General features: G+C 31.6%; 15 protein-coding genes. 3 read left to right on the top strand and 12 right to left on the bottom strand.

Going from position 1 to position 18,423, the window contains the following annotated elements; translation table 11 throughout:
* Nucleotides 1–33: 33 nt before the first annotated feature.
* The 3 genes from QLS31_RS14220 to QLS31_RS14210 all read right to left on the bottom strand — a co-directional run bounded on the left by QLS31_RS14220 (nucleotide 34) and on the right by QLS31_RS14210 (nucleotide 3,217).
* Nucleotides 34–930 carry an ABC transporter ATP-binding protein gene (locus QLS31_RS14220; protein ID WP_282744413.1) on the bottom strand — a complete coding sequence of 299 codons (897 nt, stop codon included), beginning with the start codon at nucleotides 928–930 and terminating at the stop codon, nucleotides 34–36.
* Nucleotides 931–996: 66 nt separating this feature from the next.
* Nucleotides 997–1,398: a response regulator gene (locus QLS31_RS14215; protein WP_099715910.1), complete on the bottom strand. Its 402-nt coding sequence runs from the start codon at nucleotides 1,396–1,398 to the stop codon at nucleotides 997–999.
* The gene (locus QLS31_RS14210) at nucleotides 1,388–3,217 is read right to left on the bottom strand and encodes a PAS domain-containing sensor histidine kinase (protein ID WP_099715909.1); all 1,830 of its coding nucleotides are present in this window, start codon (nucleotides 3,215–3,217) and stop codon (nucleotides 1,388–1,390) included. Before QLS31_RS14210 ends, QLS31_RS14215 begins: the two co-directional genes overlap by 11 nt.
* 406 nt (nucleotides 3,218–3,623) lie before the next feature.
* Between QLS31_RS14210 and QLS31_RS14205 the strand changes: the two genes are divergently transcribed.
* Nucleotides 3,624–4,691: a hypothetical protein gene (locus QLS31_RS14205; RefSeq protein ID WP_282744401.1), complete on the top strand. Its 1,068-nt coding sequence runs from the start codon at nucleotides 3,624–3,626 to the stop codon at nucleotides 4,689–4,691.
* Between the two features lie 36 nt (nucleotides 4,692–4,727).
* Nucleotides 4,728–5,606 carry a hypothetical protein gene (locus tag QLS31_RS14200; protein ID WP_282744400.1) on the top strand — a complete coding sequence of 293 codons (879 nt, stop codon included), beginning with the start codon at nucleotides 4,728–4,730 and terminating at the stop codon, nucleotides 5,604–5,606.
* On the opposite strand, the gene QLS31_RS14195 is transcribed toward QLS31_RS14200, so the two are convergent.
* Nucleotides 5,589–9,323, bottom strand: a complete 3,735-nt coding sequence (locus tag QLS31_RS14195; protein ID WP_282744399.1) for a metallophosphoesterase — start codon at nucleotides 9,321–9,323, stop codon at nucleotides 5,589–5,591. The two genes, QLS31_RS14200 and QLS31_RS14195, sit on opposite strands and share 18 nt — an antisense overlap.
* Before the next feature lie 25 nt (nucleotides 9,324–9,348).
* Between QLS31_RS14195 and QLS31_RS14190 the strand changes: the two genes are divergently transcribed.
* A complete protein-coding gene (locus tag QLS31_RS14190) occupies nucleotides 9,349–10,533 on the top strand; it encodes a Pycsar system effector family protein (RefSeq protein WP_282712172.1) in 1,185 nt (394 codons plus the stop codon).
* On the opposite strand, the gene QLS31_RS14185 is transcribed toward QLS31_RS14190, so the two are convergent.
* The 8 genes from QLS31_RS14185 to QLS31_RS14150 all read right to left on the bottom strand — a co-directional run bounded on the left by QLS31_RS14185 (nucleotide 10,530) and on the right by QLS31_RS14150 (nucleotide 18,261).
* Nucleotides 10,530–12,899: a GAF domain-containing protein gene (locus QLS31_RS14185; RefSeq protein ID WP_282744398.1), complete on the bottom strand. Its 2,370-nt coding sequence runs from the start codon at nucleotides 12,897–12,899 to the stop codon at nucleotides 10,530–10,532. The genes QLS31_RS14190 and QLS31_RS14185 overlap by 4 nt on opposite strands.
* 370 nt (nucleotides 12,900–13,269) lie before the next feature.
* Nucleotides 13,270–13,509: a DUF1660 family phage protein gene (locus QLS31_RS14180; protein WP_099715903.1), complete on the bottom strand. Its 240-nt coding sequence runs from the start codon at nucleotides 13,507–13,509 to the stop codon at nucleotides 13,270–13,272.
* A gap of 199 nt (nucleotides 13,510–13,708) precedes the next feature.
* A complete protein-coding gene (locus tag QLS31_RS14175) occupies nucleotides 13,709–14,767 on the bottom strand; it encodes a nucleoid-associated protein (protein ID WP_099715902.1) in 1,059 nt (352 codons plus the stop codon).
* Nucleotides 14,768–14,855: 88 nt separating this feature from the next.
* Nucleotides 14,856–15,395 (bottom strand): hypothetical protein, encoded by a 540-nt coding sequence (locus QLS31_RS14170; RefSeq protein WP_099715901.1) that lies wholly within the window; start codon nucleotides 15,393–15,395, stop codon nucleotides 14,856–14,858.
* 192 nt (nucleotides 15,396–15,587) lie between these two features.
* The gene (locus QLS31_RS14165) at nucleotides 15,588–16,193 is read right to left on the bottom strand and encodes an HPP family protein (protein ID WP_282744397.1); all 606 of its coding nucleotides are present in this window, start codon (nucleotides 16,191–16,193) and stop codon (nucleotides 15,588–15,590) included.
* A 6-nt stretch (nucleotides 16,194–16,199) separates the two neighbouring features.
* The gene (locus QLS31_RS14160) at nucleotides 16,200–17,480 is read right to left on the bottom strand and encodes a chloride channel protein (protein ID WP_282744396.1); all 1,281 of its coding nucleotides are present in this window, start codon (nucleotides 17,478–17,480) and stop codon (nucleotides 16,200–16,202) included.
* A gap of 129 nt (nucleotides 17,481–17,609) precedes the next feature.
* Nucleotides 17,610–17,999, bottom strand: coding sequence for a VOC family protein (locus QLS31_RS14155; protein WP_282712164.1), 390 nt, complete (start codon nucleotides 17,997–17,999; stop codon nucleotides 17,610–17,612).
* Nucleotide 18,000: 1 nt separating this feature from the next.
* The gene (locus QLS31_RS14150) at nucleotides 18,001–18,261 is read right to left on the bottom strand and encodes a hypothetical protein (RefSeq protein WP_282744395.1); all 261 of its coding nucleotides are present in this window, start codon (nucleotides 18,259–18,261) and stop codon (nucleotides 18,001–18,003) included.
* Nucleotides 18,262–18,423 lie beyond the last annotated feature (162 nt).

Below are 18,423 nucleotides of genomic sequence, written 5' to 3'. Positions count from 1 at the left end.
AATTTATTTGTATTGAAATTCTAATTGAAATTGTTATTGATTTTTAGTCAGTTCTAAAAATTGTTCCTCTAAGCTGTTTTTACGTTTTACCAAATGATTTAGTACGATATTTTTTTCAAAAAGAAATCGATTCAATTCCTTAGCTTCCAAATCATTTTTTAAATAAACTAAAACTTTCCCTTCCTCATTTACTACATTTTTAATTGCAGGATGAGTTATAACCGCTAGGATTAAATTTTCAGTATCATCAGCTTGTAATTCAAAAAAGCCTTCATTTGCTGACATACCATCCACTAAACCAGTGTATAGGATTTCGCCTTTTCTTAAAACCAAAACATGGGTACATACTTTTTCTACTTCGTCCAATAAATGAGAAGCGAGTAAAATAGTAGTTCCTTTTGAGGCAATTTGTTTGATGATATCTCTTATCTGATGAATCCCTTGAGGATCTAAGCCGTTTGTAGGTTCATCAAGAATTAAAATTTCAGGATCGTTCAGTAAGGCAGAAGCGATGGCTAACCGCTGTTTCATTCCCAAAGAAAAAGTACTGAATTTACTGTTTTGTCGATCAACTAAACCTACTAATTCAAGTTTTTCATTGACTTTTGCAAAGTTGATTCCTTTAATTTTACAAACCAGTTCTAAGTTTTCCTTAGCAGTCATGTAAGGATAGAAATTTGGTCTTTCTATAATGGCACCTACTTTTTTTAGAGCCTCATGCGTTTCCATTGAACCGCCAAACCAGCTGTATTCTCCGGACGTTTTGTTAACTACATTTAAAACTATGCCTAAAGTTGTTGATTTTCCGCTCCCGTTAGGACCTAGAATTCCGTATACATTGCCTTTATGTATGTCGAAAGAAACGTTTTTTAAGGCTTGAAGTGAGCCATAACGTTTGTTGAGATTTTTGATAGAAAGTATAGTTTCCAATGGGTTCATCTTTTTGATTTAATAATAGGACGAACAAGATAGGAAATTGTTACCGCTAAACTTAAATTAGTTTATTTTAGAAATTAGTTTGCACAGCATATCTAATTTGTTTGCAGTGATAGGTTTCATGATATAATCTTTTATCACATCATATTTTTTTGCCATTTCTATATCAGCAGGGTCGATTGACGAGGTCATGATAAAAATTGAAATTTCTTTTTTTATAGGTAAATGAATAAATTCATCCAAAAACTGCCATCCATCCATCACCGGCATATTTAAATCAAGTAAAATAGCATCAGGTAGAATTTCACTATCATCCCAATTTTCTTTTAATTTATCAATGGCAAATTGAGCATTATTAAAGGAATGGATTTCTTCGCAAAACTTACTTTTAGAGATGAGAATACTCATCAATTTCACGGTTAGTTTGTCATCATCGATAATGTATGTTAATTTATTTTTCATTTAAATAAATTTTAAAATTAGAGCCATGACCTACTTCGCTTTCAACTTCAATTTTTCCATCCATAGCTTCGAGTTGGTTTTTGGTTATAAATAATCCAATTCCTTTTGCATCTTCGTTGCCGTGAAAGGTTTTATACATTCCAAAAAGTTTATGCTTATTCTTTTTCAAATCCAAACCTAAGCCATTGTCTCTAAAGTTGATAACGGTATAGTCATCTATGATTTTGTAACCAATTTCTAAAGTAGCCTTCCGTTCGGGAGATTTATATTTAATGGCATTTGTAAATAAATTTAGCAAAATACTATCTAAGTAAGCTGGAATTGCATTAACAATCAAATTTTCTGGAATTGTATGCGTAATCGTTATTTGACTATCCTTTATGGCTAAACTCAAAGCCATTCTTGTTTTTTCAATTTCACTCTTTAACTGAATCTTAGTCTTTTCAATATTTGTTTTTTGTTGAATGGTAATAATTTCATTCAAATATTCAATTGATTCTGATAGTTTTTCAGTTCCTTCTTTGAATAAATCAAAATAGGAAAGCTTCTCATCAATATCATCAGTATTTTCAATTACATCAACTACCATTGATAAATTACTCGTGTGGGAGCGTATGTTGTGGGAAACAATATGGGTAAAATTATATAATTTATTGTTTTGACTACTGGTTACATCCAATAATCGTTTAAGTTCAAACTCTTTTTCAATTCGTTGGGTTACGTTTCGACCAACACCAACAAAATTAACGAAATTGTTATTACTGTCAAATACGGTAGTTATATTTAATTCAAACCAATACTTCTCTTTATTTTTATTATAATTTAGTATTGTGATTTTGATACTTTCTTTGTTTTTAATTGCTTTTCTCATTAATGATGAAGCGCTTAAATCAGTTTCAGGACCTTTGGATAAATAACCTGGTTTTTTGCCTATTATTTCCTCCATATTCAAACCGGTAAGATCTAAATAGGCTTGATTTGCCCAAACTGCTTCTCCTTTTTCATTTGCAATTACAATGGTATCTGTAGTTTCTGAAGCCGCAAGCGATAGCAAACTCAATTTAGCTTCAACGTTCTTTCGTTCGCTAATGTCTCTAATGAAACAAACTAAATACTTTATGTTGTCGACTTGAAATATTTTTCCGGAAGCTATTTCAACAGGAATTGTTTCTCCTAATTTTGTTTTGATATACGTTTCATTGACGGTATATTCATTTCGGGTTAGATTATATTTCAAGAATAACCGAAGCTCTGTCCTTAACTCAACCGGAAATAATTTTGAATTATGTAAACCTTTCAATTCAGAATTATTGTATCCTGTAAGTTCTGATGATCGGGGATTACAGTCAGTGATTACCCCATTTGACGTGTCAATAATAAAAATTGCATCATTCGCGCTGGAAAAAATCGAAGAAAATTTTTCTACATTTAACTGTAGTTCATTGATTAGATTCTGCTCATTTGTGATGTCTTGAAATGTACCCAATAAATTCATGGGTTTTCCGTCAATAATTTCTACTTGACAAATACATTCAATATACTTGATGTTGTTTTTAGCTGTGGTAATCTGAAATTTATCATCAAATGAAATTCCTTCATTGATTGCTCTTTCGATAAGTACTTTAATTCGATCTCTATTTTCGCCTTCTGTATAAAAACTTATGCCGTTTCCATTTACAGGTTCAAAATCTTCAGGAACTTCAAGTATACATTTCGTAACAGCATCCCAATATACTTCATTGGTTTGCAGATTCATTTTCCATATTCCAATTTTAGCTGATTGTGCAGCCTTGAAATAGAGTTCAAGCTTATCTATCATTAGTAGGGTTTAAATATTTTAATAGTCTTGGGGACAACCAAATATAAAATTTAAATCTTGGAGCTAGCTATTTTTAACATAAAAAACAGCTTCCTTGTAATTTTTTTTTACTAAATAATAGTAATGTGCTTGTTTTTAGTGCTTTAGGTTTGTATGCTAAATTTCAATAAAAATATAAAAAGTCAGTTTTTATCTAATAATTAAGTAGTTGCGATTTATTTTTGAATTTTTACTCTTTTTTAGGTCTTATCAGATAAAAATATTTTGGTTTTAAAACAGAAAATCAAAATGGTATTCGAAATCCTTTTTCATTTCTGATTACTAAGTAGTTTGAAAACACATATTTAAAAAGGAATACCCTTCAACGGCTTAATTTATTGTAATTTTGTAATAAATTATTTTTCAAATGAGTAGTGAGCCAGTAATGCTTTTTAAAAAACCATCGTATCCCATAAATAAATCACTTTTGGAATACTTGGAGCGTTTTGACCGTTTATCAAAAGTTTCTATTTTTTACGATGACTTATTGCGTTTTTCAGGATCTGTGAACGTTTATGATAAAAACGAGGAGGATACTTTATGGATTCGAGTGTACTATAATGAATTTGAAAGACAAGAAATTGATTTGAATCTAAAAAAAATCTATTCCTTGCTCCATTCTGATGGTAATTTGGGGATTATTAAATTTTTGAATGTGGATTCAATTGACTACTGCACTTTTGGAAACTCGAAGCCATTTCGTATAAAAGTCCGAAATATTCTGAATGACAATTACACTCATTTTTATGTCAAGAAAGCAGATGCTTCCCGTATTTACGGACTTGAATTAGAGCATATTTTATCTCCGGATAAAATAAATTTTTTAGTGTACAACGACACTTTAATAGAGGAGCATATCATGGGAATTCCTGGAGATGTTTTTATAAAAACACTTTTGGCATATTGTACCGAAACTGAAAAATCACAAATTGCAAAAGAGTTTGTAAAATTCAACGAGCGTTGTATGATACGATTATTGGGAGATATGCGCTCCTATAATTATGTAATTGTTCCTACACACGATTTTGACCACGTAGTTTATAAAATACGTGCCATCGATTTTGACCAGCAGTGTTATGAAGGGAATTTTAAAGTCTACCGACCTCAATTTTTCAAAGAAAATTATCCAATGGTAAAATTAGTTAAGGACAAACTTCAAAACAGTTCAATCGAGCAATACAAAGATGAAGAAAGAGCGGTTCTTGCCAAAAGAATTCATTCTGCCGAGAATCGTATCAAAAGATTATTGCAAATTATGGGAAATGATGTTATTGCTCCAGAGGAACATTTGAAGCAATTGCAGTTAGAATTGTACCGTTACACGAATGATTTGAATTTTAAAAAAGCAAAATCTATGGGTAATATCATGAGTGCTGCTTTTGAATTTATTACGAGAAACTTTAAAAACACAAATTTATTTAAAACGGAATTTTAGTCTTTTTATAAATTTATAATTTACATGAATTCAACTATGAGAAACTATATTTTCATCTTATCTGTTTTTACTTTTCTGTCTTGTCAACAAGATTCAGGTGCTTTGACAACAGTTTATTCGCTGCCTAAAAAGCTAAAAGAAGTTTCGGGAATTACTTATTTGACATCAAGTAATTTGCTTTGGTCACTTGAAGACAGCGGCAATGCGAATGAAATTTATGGACTGAATTTTAAAAACGGCAAAATTGAAAAAACGATAACCATCGAAAACACAGAGAATATCGATTGGGAAGATATTACAAAAGACAAAGACGGAAATCTATATATTGGAGATTTTGGAAACAATGACAATGAAAGAAAGGATTTGAGTATTTATAAAATCGATAAAAATTCTTTAGCTACTGAAAGTGCAATTCCGGCTTACAAAGTTTCATTTGCGTATCCGGAACAAAAAGATTTTCCTCCTAAAAAAACAGAAATGTTCTATGATGTAGAAGGTTTTTTTGAGTTTAAAAATAATTTCTATCTCTTCACCAAAAATCGAAGCAAAGGTTTTGACGGAACCGCTTTTTTATACAAAATCCCCAATACGGCAGGTTTTCATCAGGCGGTTTTAATGGGGGAATTCAAAACCTGTGACAACTACAATCATTGTGCAATTACAGCTGCAACGATAAGTCCAGATGAGTCCAAAGTTGCTGTTTTGACCCATGATAAAGTTTTTTTATTCGAAAGTTTCGAAGGTGATAATTTTCTGAAGGGAACAAAAACTATCCTAGAATTAGACCATTTTTCTCAAAAAGAAGCAGCTTCTTTTATTGATAATGACAGACTTTTTATTGCCGATGAAAGATCTAAAAGCATAGGAGGGAATGTTTATGAGGTAAGTGTCAAAAAACTAAAACCCAAATCCTAAACCAAAAGCAATTCGGGCTTCCTCATTGGCAGTTTTAAAATAGGTGATTCTGGCTGTAACTACATTCAGACCGTTGAGCCATAATCCACCTCCAAAAGATTGATGCCATTTATCTGAATCTTCGCCTTTTTGCCAAACTCTTCCATAATCAAAACCACCCAGAATTCCGTAAGTCATAGGCAAAACGCTTCTTCTGATTTTTCCTAAATTCCATCGGATATCACTGCTTTGATAGAAGGATTGATTGCCTAAAAAGCGTTCGTTTCTAAAGCCTCTTAAGTCATAATCACCTCCCAAAACCGCAGCTTGATAAAATTCGAAATTGTTATTTAGCAACATTTTCCCTTTCAAAATAGTCGCCAAAACTACTTTGCCATTGGCATCAATTTTATGGTTGAAATTCAGTTTACTTTCTAATGAAGGAAAATTTCTTTTTGCATCATTCAAATTCATTTTCCATGTTCCAGCTATAGAAAATCCCATTCCGATAGAAGGAAATGAAGGGATGTCATAATTTTCGAAACTGTATTTAAGTGTTGCTCCTGCAAATTGTTGACTGTCAAAAATAGCAGGATTTACGATTCCGGGAATGTTTATAAATCGATTATTGGTTTCCTCCACGCTGATTTGCTCAAAGGAAGTTTGGAAATGGATTGTACTTCCATATTTACCCACTTTTTTGATTGATGGCAGAACTTTCAGCATTCGGATGCGCACGCGGTTGTAATCCATTCCGAAAGTTTCATCATTGTTTACGGTTTCATTTCCAGTGCCAAAATAATTAATTGTAAAATTTGGACTCGTGAATTGGCTTCCCAAATCTAAATCCCATTTGCCAATTGATTTTGGGAAATGTGCATTGTAAACCAGTTCATATCCATCTGTGGCAAAAAAGTAATTTGCTTTCAAAATGTGTTTTTGCGTGTATGGATTTTGATTGAATTTATTGATGGTGTAGTTGGTGATAAAACCTATTTTGACACCATCATCAGGATTAAAACCAATATTTGGTAATCCTGAAAAAGCATTGTATTTGGGCTTTTCATAATCATAAAGACTGGCTTCATAATCATCTGACAAAAGAACTCTGGTTTTTGAATCTAAAGCGTAGGTATTCGTTTTTGATTTAAAATCATGAATTTTTACCTTTTTTCCATTTTCTACAGTATAGGAATCTTCGTTTTGTCCTCCAATTAATCGAATATTTATGTCTGATTTAGCGTTTCCTTTTACTTCAAAAATATCATCATCATCCAATCCATAAATCCAAATATTTTTTGTGTTTGCAGCAACAAAATCTTTTGTGTACAGCAATTCATCTCCTTCATTTTTTAAACGATACACTTCAATATCAATCTTATTTTTTGCAGTCTGGCGAATTATAAATTTGTCTTTTTTATCGGTACCAACAATTAAAACTGTTTTTTGCAGCACTCTATAATAGTCAGATGCATAGCGCTGTAATTCTGTTTTTCGTATTTTTAATTTACGTTTTATGTCTGCTATAGTTTCGTCCTGAACTTCTCTTGGCAAATTATCAAAGGCATTTTCTATAGCACTATCCGTAAGGTTTTCCTGTATGTATTTGGCTTGTTGTAACCAATCGTTTTCATTGGCAGTTTTTAGAAAAGCAAGATCCAATGGATAAGGTTCACGATTTAGCCATTTTACATTTTTAATTTTTTCATTAAAGGTTTGCATGTGGCGCAATGACGGCATATTCATCAAAAGAGTAAGCAATGCTCCATCATATTTTGTAAATGCCTGATCACGATCTCTAGGAATGGGTTTATAAATTATTTTTTTGCCCACTTTATATTCTCCCCAACGCCATTGATCTTCATGTCTGTCCCAATCTCCAATGAGCATATCAAATAATCGTGCTTTAATATATTCCTCTTCATCAATGACATATTTTTCATCTTTATGAAGGTTCTTCAATACATCTTCTGTACTGATTATTGCTGTAAGGTTCCCAAAGCTTTTTACGTCTATTTGACTGTCAGTAGGACGCTCTTCCACCATATACAATTCATCACCAAAATTTGCATTGAAATCTTTTAAAGCTTTATGTTTAGGAATATAATACAAAACAGGATTTGAATGTGCGACACCAATTTTTTCGGCTAAATTCCCAACAGCAAAAGGCAGGTAAGGATGTGAAGTGGTATAGAAATCAAGTAAAAAATTCTCGGCATACGTATCTTCAAATTCATTTTCGATAAATTGGTCTTTAAATGCTACCGATTGCAGAAAACGAGAAGCGCTTTTTTTCAAGGCGCGCATTACATATTCTTTTCCGTTTTTGTCAACAATTTGCAAAGATCTTGATTGATGTCCGCCACCGGCACGTTTTGGTTTTAAACCACCAAAAAGAGTGTCAATCGTTGTTGTTTTTACTTCTATTGGTAAGCTGTAATACTTTCGATAATGCTTTCCGAAAAGGAATCTATAAAATGCATTTTTATCTGTTTGTTTTTCTGAATAGATGGTAGCAGAGGTAGTTTTAGCAAATGAAGTAGGAAAATTTTTGGTGCTGAAATCATCTTTTTTAGCCACTATAAATTGTTCGAAAATCAGTTTTTCTTTGTTGTTTTCCTTCCCGTAAAAAGAAACTTTTGCAGCTCCATTTTCATAAATGCTTAATGCGGCATACCCATTTCCACCATAAGAAAAATCATTTGGATAAACGGCTTTTGCAGCCTCTGATTTTGATCCGGCACCACTTATAATTTGTTTGATATTGTCTTTTTCAATGTATTGTAAATTATGGTCGTGACCAGAAACTACAATAACATTATCCTGACTCTGCAATAGTGTTTTTATGCGTTTTATGAAAACAGTATAGTCTTTGTTTTGAATGTCTTGCGGGCTTATTCCAGATGTTTTTCGGACAAAGTTGATAACGGAACCTAACACAGGAAGCGGAATTTTTTGTTCTAATGGGAATAGTTGTTTTTCCAATGAAAACTGGCCACCGTGTGTTCCATTACTCATTAGTGGATGATGTAACGCCAGAATTATTGTTTTCTCCTGATTTTTATTCAGAATATCTTCTAACTCATTAAAAAAAGCTTCTCTTGATTTTATAGTGCAATCATCGTTTATAGTGGGGCTGTTATCCCAGTCTTCCAGAAACCATTGACTGTCGATAGTAATCAAAGTTAGGTTTTTATTGATTTCTACATCATCAATCCCACAGCCTTTTCTGGGCAAAAATGATTTTTTATCGTTTAAATATTCCGTTACAAATTTTGCTTGGCGTTCCAGACCTTTTATTCCGCTGTACCAATCGTGATTTCCGGGAATAAAAATAGTTTTACCCTTAAAGTCTTTAGATAATTGAAGTTGATTTTTTAATTTGGTTTCAGCAATAATTCGCTCATTTGTATGATCCGTATTGGGTAATCCTTTTGGATAAATATTATCGCCAAGAAATAAAAGAGTTGTATTATTGTTTGCTTTTTTTAATCGATCTTCCAGTAAACCCATTGTTTGTTGTGCTTTTTCTTCATTGGCATTTCCTGCATCACCAATTAAATAAAAAGTATGTGCAATTTTTGAGCTATCTGTTCCGTTTTGTAGTACCGGATTTTTGATTTTTTTACCAAATTGTGCGTGATGTGTTGCACACGATTGAAAAATGAATCCCGAAGCAAATAATATAAAAACTGCTTTATTTGAAGTTATAAAACGATTATCCGAAAACAATTTCATATTTTAGTAGTGTAAAAATTCCTGTATGAACCTTATTGAACAAGTAGAAAATTTTGTTAGTAAATTACTCAAAGATAAACTTTCTCATTCATATACTTACCATAATTTTAATCACACCCGTGATGTAGTTAATGCTGTTGTTACACTTGCTGATAGTGAAGGTATAACTACTTATGATAAAGAGGTTTTAGTTGTTGCCGCTTGGTTTCATGACACAGGATATATAACGGGTTGCAGTAATCATGAAGATTCAAGCATTGTAATAGCTTCTGATTTTTTAACAAAAAACGGAAAATCTGCGGACTATATTGAGAAAGTGGCAGGATTAATCAAAGCCACCGAAAAGGAGTATGTTCCCAAAACCCTTTTTGAAAGAATAATAAAAGATGCCGATTATTTCCATATTTTGAGTGATGATTATATTTTTAGCTGTGAAGGGTTAAGAAACGAATGGAGAAATATAGAAGGAAAATCTTTTACTGATAAAGATTGGGCTGTAGAGAACTTCAATTTTTTAGCTAATATTCATCGGTTTTATACGGATTATGCCATTGAAAATTGGCAACCTTTAAAGGAGAAAAACATAAAACGTCTTCAGAAAAAAATAAAAAAAATGAACTTGAAAACGAATAACGAACCAGATAAAGAATATAAAAAAAGAGAAAAAGAAGAAAAACCGGAACGAGCGGTTGATACTTTATTTAGGGTAACATTGAATAATCATACCAGTTTAAGCGGAATTGCTGACAGTAAAGCCAATATTTTACTCTCTGTAAATGCTATTATTATTTCGATAGCGCTTTCTACGTTGATTCCAAAATTAGACAGTCCAAAAAATGTTCATCTGATGGTTCCTACTTTCATCATGCTGATTTCCAGTGTTATTACTATTATTTTCGCCATACTTTCCACACGACCAAAAGTGACGAAAGGAGTTTTTACACGACAAGATATTGAAAATAAAAAAGTGAATTTACTATTCTTTGGAAACTTCTATAAAATGCCTTTGGATGAATACCAATGGGCTATGAACGAAATGATGAAAGATAGGGAATACCTTTATAACTCCATGATTAAGGATTTATATTTTCTGGGATTAGTTCTCGAGAAAAAATACCGTTTATTAAGAGTTGCCTATAATTTTTTCATGATAGGAATTATAATCTCGGTAATTGCTTTTGTAATTGCGTTTAAAATGGTTGGTACTTAATTCAATTCATCCAGTAAATCTTGGTAAGAAAAGTTTTTGGGCGTTTGTTCTTTAATATCATTAATCACTTTTACCCTGATTGCTCTTAGACCCGAAACGCCTTGTAATTCTTCCACTTCAAATTGTTCGATGGTTGGTTCCAATACTTTTTTAAATTGTAGAAATTTGATATAATTCAAATATTCTGTTTCCTCATTATTATGGGAATAGACAATTGTAATTTTTTCTTTTTCGGTAATTCTCTCTTTGCTTCCTTTGATATTGGCTTTGTCAATACGTTTTTTTACTACTTCGTAACGGGCATTGTAGGTACCGTCAACATCAAAACGTTTTTCATCCATTCTAAATCGGATAGAAATAGCAGAACTAAACACTAAAATCAACGAAGTTACATCAAGTTCATAAGGCAAAGTAGATTTGAGTTGATGGTGTTCCAGCTCCATTTCGCACAAGGTTTGCAATTGCCATAATCTCAAATTATGAAGATACATACTATCAAAATCTTTGCTTGGCGTAATTGATGAACCTATATAAAGATTGTGTTCCACACCATCGGTTTTGAAACGCTCATAATAATGCGGAAAAATATTTTGTGCTTCAACTTGTTTTTTATCCAGAATAGAAGCTAATTTTTTATTGACAATAGACATGGCATTGTCAAATTTCTTTCTCGAATGGTAAAACATGCCTGTTTTTTCATCTAGACTTTCAAAGTAATTTTGCTCCAGCGTTTCACCTAGCGCATTAGTTTTTGTATTCCTTAAAATAGGATGAATTTCTTTTTCTATGTAAAGTTGAATTTGTTGTTCAGTATCCGCTTTTAAAGGGAATTCCAGTTGATTGTAAAATGATTGCAATTCAAATTTTCGTTGTTCCAATAAAACCAAATTAGTATTTGAATTTTGATTTTCAAAGATTTTTATAAGAGCACCCAGTTGATTTTTTAAATCTTCTTTTACCGTTTCATTTCTATGATTAGATGAACCTTTAATGTCTATTTGACCATACAAAGGGTATACTTCCTTAAACACGATTTCCTTGAAAATATAGTCTTTATTTGGATTATTAGTCTGAAAATATTTAAGCGCTTCTCTTCTGAATTTCCAATAAACACTTGGGTGTATGGCTGTATATTCTCTTTGAATGATAGCTTCTATTTGGTGTTGCATATCATTTTTGTAACGCTCTAATGTGTCTACCACGTATGGTAAAATCAAATCCAGATTGTTTACATTAATGCTGTTAAGTTCTCTTGGTTTTCCCGAAACTAATTCTATGATGCCCAAAAGTTTACCGTTTTTTATCACCGGAGCAAGAATACAGCTTTGAATATTGAGTTTTAAAAAATGTTCTCCCAGTTTTTCATTTTCTGATGTTTTGGCAAATTTTTCAACATTTGAAATTACAAACGGTTTATTTTGTTCCAAAATATTTTCCAATGAGCAACCAAAAAGTGCATTTTTACAATCGACTTCTTGCATGTCGTGTAGAATAAAACTGTCTATTTTTTTATCATCATAGGGAGGCTTAACAAACTTTTCATCTTCTTCATTGTAAATGATAAAACCAACTTTCAAATCTGAAACTTTAAAAATAGAACGAAAAATAGTTTCAAAATCATTACTACTATCCGTCTGATGTTTTTCTGATTTTAAAAGACTGCTTTTCAAATTTGAGATTGCACTTTCAATAGATGCATCAAATAGTGATACGATACCAAAGCCTTCTAAAATCCAGCTTTCAGAAGGGAATTTTTCTTTCCACAAATCGATATTATCATAATTGTCCATCAATAAATCAATATCTTCAGCAGATAATGTTATCGATTTATCAGTAGGGATGATTTCCATAAAATCAGCATTATATAAAATTCTATAATGCTTCATGATGCCATTTGCATCTGGGATATCGTAAAATAAAGGTCTGTTGAAATCAAAATGTTGATTATAAAAGGTATTCAAAATCAAAATGCAATTCATAATGTAGAATTGATTTTGATCAAAATCCCTGATTGTCATATCAAATGTTCTTCCGGCATTTTGAAGTATTTTTTTGAATCTTTCGGAGTAATTGAACGTAAAGTTCTGAAAAGGAATGGTAGCCGCTTTAATTTCGTTTTGAGTCAGCGCGGTAGGGAAAAGATCAGCTAATAAATAGTTTATCAGAGTTTCGTTTTCAGGAATTAAATTCAAATCCTCGATTCCTGTTTTGAATTCAGGGAAAGGTTCTATTTCTTTCAATAAAGCTTTGGCATAATTTGAGCGGTAATCGACATTAGTGACTGCGATTTTCTCTAAAGCTTCAATGAGTTTATGGAACGAAATTAGAGTTTTGAACGGGCTTTCTTTAAACAAATGATAATCCATCTGAAGTTTATTTAGAATACAAAATTACTAATAAACGAAATTGGATTGACAAATTTCCGGTTCTTTTTTCTAAAGAATTACTTTGATTTTAATTTAGAAAATCAAATGTTTTGTGTTACAAAATGTGAGTGTGTTTTTTTGAAATTATCTAATAGAAATGCTATTGTATCTAAGCAGTTTTTTTTGATTGTTTTTCTGTCTCAATATCAGTATTGATTTTATTAATAGAAGAATTAGCATGGTTTTGTTTTTTTGTAACGTTAGACATAATTGAATCTTTATTCTTGTAAGTATATTTTTTTCAAGAATAAAAAGTAATAATTGGTTGTTTTGGTAATCAAATGAATTGTAATAAATTTTGGGATTAATTTTAGACTGAATGAATTCTTTTATTGTAGAAACCTATGAGGGTTTCATTTATTTCTTTTAGTTCAGGTGTAAGAAACGTTTTTCGACCTTTCTCATCGTTAGTTAATTCGAGTTCACAAACAGTGCATTTAAATTCTTTGAAATGATTTGTGACATTTCGGGTTGTAATTATTTTATGACCAAATAGCGAGCACAGAATTTTTTTACTGAGAAATTTTTCTTTGATTTCGGTTGTACTCATACTATTTGGTTATTTAGATTTGGGGATTAAAGGGGATTAAACTTAATTAATAATCGATTAAATATCAAATAAAATCGATGAAATACACTTTAAGTTAATAAAAACAATAAAATTCTTATAAAAAATGAATTTTAAAAAAAAAAAATCCTCAACTACTTAAGTAGTTGAGGATTAAAAATTTAGAAGTAAAAATTATAAACTAGCTTTTTTCTTCTTTATTGAAATAAACTAAGTAGTAATACATTTGTTTTTCTTCGTCCCAGCCTTTTTCTACAAATTTCTCAGCACTTTCAGGATTGATGAAGTCCATTTTAATTTGGATGTGTGTATCCAAATTAATCACGTTCTTGATTGATTTTCTGGCATCAGAAACTGCTGCATTTGCAATAGGAAATGACGTAACATCTTCAATACTGTATTTTTCTCCTTTGTCTACTTTATAGTTTTTAAACTCAGGAATTAAGTCTGGATTGTCTAAAACTTCGTTTAAGAAATTTGTTTCCTCGAACTGATCATTTTTTGCAAAATAGTTTACAGAACGGTTCATGAACATCACTTCTTCTTTCTTGTCCTCAGCAGGGAAAACAACATCTTTAGCAAAGTTCTGACAGAATTTCAAATACTTTTTAGTGATAAAGTTTTCATCTTCAAAGGCATCAACGGATAAGAAATGCTCTAACCAATATCTGGCATCATAGCGGTTGCTGTCTACCGTCAAGATTTTATAACCTTCTTCTTTCTTATAATTGAAGATTAAACACCCTTTATCTAATTTATTCAAACTCACACCTTGTTGCAAAATCATTTCTAAGTGAGTTTCTTTCTCTTCAAATTGTAAAAAGTCAGCTTGAATCTCACTTTTGAAAATTCCAATCGCATCCACGACATTATTATCAATGCTTACGTTGGTTAAATAGGTAACATATACTTCACCATTCTTGATGTGAGGATGATTAGATTGCTCAAATAAATGTTTTGTGATTTTTTGAGAAACTTCATGAATCGTATTTGGATTCTCAAAAATTTCTGTTGCAAATTTGAACATGTCATTGTAATCCAAATCAATTTCATGGGCAAACTGAAAATAGTTCTCTTCTTTTTCTCTAAATGGTTTAAAGAAAAATTCTTTCATCAATGGCACTATCTCATCATTCAGATTAAAAGGTTGCTCTGATAAAAAAATCGCTTCATTTCTACTTTTATTACCAACTCTGTGAATTGATAAATTTTCGATGTGTGTATTATATAAATTGATCATATTTTTATTTTTTTAGATAAAAGAACCAAGATGAAAGACAGCAAAAAGGTCTTTTATCTTGGCTCTTGATTCTTAATTGTATAATGCTTTAATTCCAGTTTTCCTCAAATCCAAAATCTTCAAAACTATCGTCTCCTTCAAACATATCCAAATCATCGTCGTCTAATCCGTCTTCAAATTCATCATTGTAGTCATCGGCATTATCTGATTCAAAGTTTTTTTCCATCGCTTCATCTGGCATTTCACCATGAGAAAAAATAGTTTCCGGATAGGTATTTCCAGCCAGTTGATCTTCTATTGCAGCCAGTTCTACAAGGAATGTCCACATATTGATGAAATCATAAACATAGATGATTTTAGTATTTTCCTTATCTAAAATATCTGACAATTGGTAATCGCTCATGATTTTTTGCTCCCCTGGAATATCACCGGTATCAAAAAGTGAAATTTCATCTTCTTGATTCCAAGTTTCATCGCAAGTATAAAACGAAGCCACTTCCATTCCGTCAAATCCGAAGGAATTGAAAATTGCATTGTGCAAATCTTCTAAAGTATCGTCTTCAAGTATTGCAATGTCTCTAAAAACATCTTCTTCCGCGTCTAGAATCACTCTAAATTTATAAACCATAATCTTTGTTTTTATTGAAAGCTCAAAGGTAAAATTTAATTTTTAGATTTAGATTTTAGATTTTCGATTTGTTGATAAGATTTTTGTGTATGACTTTCAAAGGAAATAAGTGATTGATTGTCATTTATTCTATGAGTATTTAGATTTTTGTATAAAATAAATGTGCTAATTGTGCTTTGTTTTGGGTGTATGTTAAGAGATACTTTTTTTAATCTTACCAACGAGTTTTTTTCTAATGATATTGTACTTCTTATGATTTGGATAAGATCTGTCTGGCGTCATATTGTTGAAAATTAGAGCGACAACCAATAGAATTAGTACGCCAGTCAAAACCGGATAAAGTACATACCAATAGCCAAGATTTTTAATTTTTGGTGTGCCAATGATGGCAATCAAAGCAGTAGCACCACCCGGAGGATGAAGCGTTTTTGTCATTTGCATTAAAACGATAGATAACGAAACGGCCAGTGGAGCAGCTATCCATAAAATATCAGGTATCAATTTAGCGACAGTAACGCCTACAAGTGCAGAAACAATATGTCCGCCCACCAGATTTCGCGGTTGTGCCAATGGACTTTGGATAATTCCATAAACCAGTACGCTTGAAGCTCCAAAAGACCCAATTAAATAGACTACATCTACATGCAATAAAGTTTTAGATTGCATGTAAGCGATTAATCCGATGCCGATAAATGAACCCAGAAAAGCCCAAAAATGTTCCTTAAAATCAATTAAAGTTTCTTTGTAAAGAATGTATTTGGTTTTGCGATAACTCCTTTTTATTTTTTGAACAGGCATAGGTAATTATTTTACTAAACTTGGGGAATAGGAGTAAACAGTGAACGGATAAATCATTTTAGCCGTATATTTTGAAATCAAACAAACCACTAGAATTGGAAGAAACAACGTATAATCATTGGTTAATCCGCAAACCAGAAATAGTGCTGTGAAAGGTGCATGAATACTGGCACTCAAAACGGCTGCCATTCCTATTATGATGAAGTTTAGCGGTATTACATTTGCATTAAAATATCTGTTTAAAACTAAAGCAACTAAAAGTCCTAAAAAAGCACCAATAAACAAGCTTGGAGCAAAAACGCCACCATCTCCTCCTGAGGCTAGCGTAACTGAAGTAACAATGGGTTTCAAAACTAAAATTCCAATGAAAGTTAGTACTAATGAAAGTGAAAGTACTATTCCATTTGGATTGATAAAAATAGTTTTAATAGCATGATGTCCTTCGCCATAAAGCTGAGGGAATACAAAAAGGGAAATACTTAAAATCACAGACCCGAAGATAATTTTGAAATAGGGTACTTTTATTTTCGAAAATTGTTCTTTAAAAAATAACACACAACGGGTTAAATAAACAGAATTTATTCCTGCAATAATTCCCAATAGTATAAAGTAGGGAATAGCTCTTAAATGCCAAGTAGTTATGTGCACTGCAAACAATGGTTTTTCGTCCAGCAAATAAATGAGTCCAAAAGCGATTGAAACAGCTATCAGGTTTGTTAGTACAAACGCTCGAGTTACTTTTTTTGAAATCACTTCAAGAGAAAATAAAATTCCGGCTATTGGGCTGCTGAATAATGCCGTAATTCCGGCCGCAACTCCCGCACAGATTAACTCGGTTTTGTATTGTCGGAATACATTTTGTTTCCTTTGTGCAACAGAACCAATAGTAGCCGAAGCGACAACTGTTGAAACTTCTATTCCTGTAGAGCCACCAAAAACCACGGTCAATAAACCGTTAATGAAATGGGAAGGAATTTTATAGCTTGGTAAATTCTTCGAATTGGAATTAGTGCTTTCAAAAACTTCTTTTATGCCTTTGTTTTCCTTTTTCTTAAATAAATACTCCCTAAGAAAATAAATAATTGACAATCCAAAAACGGGGAAAACAACAAAAAATATTGGATTTACAATCGTTTGGTGAAAAAAGATTTCTTCATAATATTCAGTTGTGTTTTTTAAAATAACACCCAAAAAAGCAGAAAGAAAACCAATTAAAATGGATACAACAACAAGTTTTTGAAGTTTAATGAATTGATAGTTCTTTTTAATTTGTGCGGTATTGTTCATTTGAAAAAGTAATGTGTCTGAGTATTACAAAATTAAAGAAACAAAATCAGATTTGAATTGAAAAAAGGATTGGACTATTTTCTTTTGCGATTAATACATTGTTTTTACTTTTTCATAAACAAAAATGACTTATTTTTCATAAAACTCTATCGGTAAATCATCTGGATCTGCAATAAAGAAAAAGCGTTTTTTAGTGTGTTCATCAACACGGATTTCTTCTGAACTTATATTGTTATTGACTAAAAAATCGCGGGTTAATTGAATGTCATCCACTTCAAAGGCTAAATGGCGTAATCCTGCCGCTTCAGGTTTTGAAGGGCGTTGCGGAGGATTTGGAAACGAAAAAATCTCAATGATGTAATTTCCGTTTAAAGCCAAATCCAGTTTATACGATTGTCTTTCTGCGCGATAAATTTCTTGAACAATTGTTAGTCCTAAAATATTTGTGTAGAACGTTTTTGATTTCTGATAATCAGAACAAATAATGGCGATGTGGTGAACTTTATTAAGTTGTAGCATGTTATTTTAAATAAGTCATTATTGGAAGATTTGCATTGGCATCTTGGGTCAAAGCATCAGCATGAAGTTGATGTATCAGCGCTTTGGTTTCATCAATATCATTTATTCGAAAAAGAAAAAACACTTCGTCTTCATCATCGGCATTTTGCCAAAGATGCTCCAGAAACATATTATTTTCGGCATGAAAGATTTTGTCTTTTTCTAAAATCTCGCTAATGACCGCAATAGGAACATTTTTAAGTTTTGCTAATAAATGTGGCATTTTTATTGAATTGATGAGGTGTAAAAGGAAGAAAGCCTAATCAGTTGATAGACTGCACCCAAAAGTTTAGACAAATTTATAATTAATTTTGATAATAATGAGCTCGATATTGTATCGGGCTCATTTTGTTTAAATTAGACTTGATTCTATCGTTATTGTAAT

Source organism: Flavobacterium sp. XS2P24, assembly GCF_030010285.1.
In the GTDB taxonomy this organism is placed as follows: Bacteria; Bacteroidota; Bacteroidia; order Flavobacteriales; family Flavobacteriaceae; genus Flavobacterium; species Flavobacterium algoritolerans.
The sequence above is the reverse complement of the archived record's forward strand: the minus strand, read 5'-3'. Positions and strand labels throughout refer to the sequence as shown.

Bases quoted from the DNA above. Each gene is read 5' to 3' on its own strand.
- QLS31_RS14155 (WP_282712164.1), bottom strand. From the start codon at position 17,999: ATGCTACAACTTAATAAAGTTCACCACATCGCCATTATTTGTTCTGAT.
- QLS31_RS14160 (WP_282744396.1), bottom strand. From the start codon at position 17,480: ATGAACAATACCGCACAAATTAAAAAGAACTATCAATTCATTAAACTT.
- QLS31_RS14195 (WP_282744399.1), bottom strand. From the start codon at position 9,323: ATGAAATTGTTTTCGGATAATCGTTTTATAACTTCAAATAAAGCAGTT.
- QLS31_RS14200 (WP_282744400.1), top strand. From the start codon at position 4,728: ATGAGAAACTATATTTTCATCTTATCTGTTTTTACTTTTCTGTCTTGT.
- QLS31_RS14180 (WP_099715903.1), bottom strand. From the start codon at position 13,509: ATGAGTACAACCGAAATCAAAGAAAAATTTCTCAGTAAAAAAATTCTG.
- QLS31_RS14215 (WP_099715910.1), bottom strand. From the start codon at position 1,398: ATGAAAAATAAATTAACATACATTATCGATGATGACAAACTAACCGTG.
- QLS31_RS14175 (WP_099715902.1), bottom strand. From the start codon at position 14,767: ATGATCAATTTATATAATACACACATCGAAAATTTATCAATTCACAGA.
- QLS31_RS14210 (WP_099715909.1), bottom strand. From the start codon at position 3,217: ATGATAGATAAGCTTGAACTCTATTTCAAGGCTGCACAATCAGCTAAA.
- QLS31_RS14190 (WP_282712172.1), top strand. From the start codon at position 9,349: ATGAACCTTATTGAACAAGTAGAAAATTTTGTTAGTAAATTACTCAAA.
- QLS31_RS14150 (WP_282744395.1), bottom strand. From the start codon at position 18,261: ATGCCACATTTATTAGCAAAACTTAAAAATGTTCCTATTGCGGTCATT.
- QLS31_RS14170 (WP_099715901.1), bottom strand. From the start codon at position 15,395: ATGGTTTATAAATTTAGAGTGATTCTAGACGCGGAAGAAGATGTTTTT.
- QLS31_RS14185 (WP_282744398.1), bottom strand. From the start codon at position 12,899: ATGGATTATCATTTGTTTAAAGAAAGCCCGTTCAAAACTCTAATTTCG.
- QLS31_RS14165 (WP_282744397.1), bottom strand. From the start codon at position 16,193: ATGCCTGTTCAAAAAATAAAAAGGAGTTATCGCAAAACCAAATACATT.
- QLS31_RS14205 (WP_282744401.1), top strand. From the start codon at position 3,624: ATGAGTAGTGAGCCAGTAATGCTTTTTAAAAAACCATCGTATCCCATA.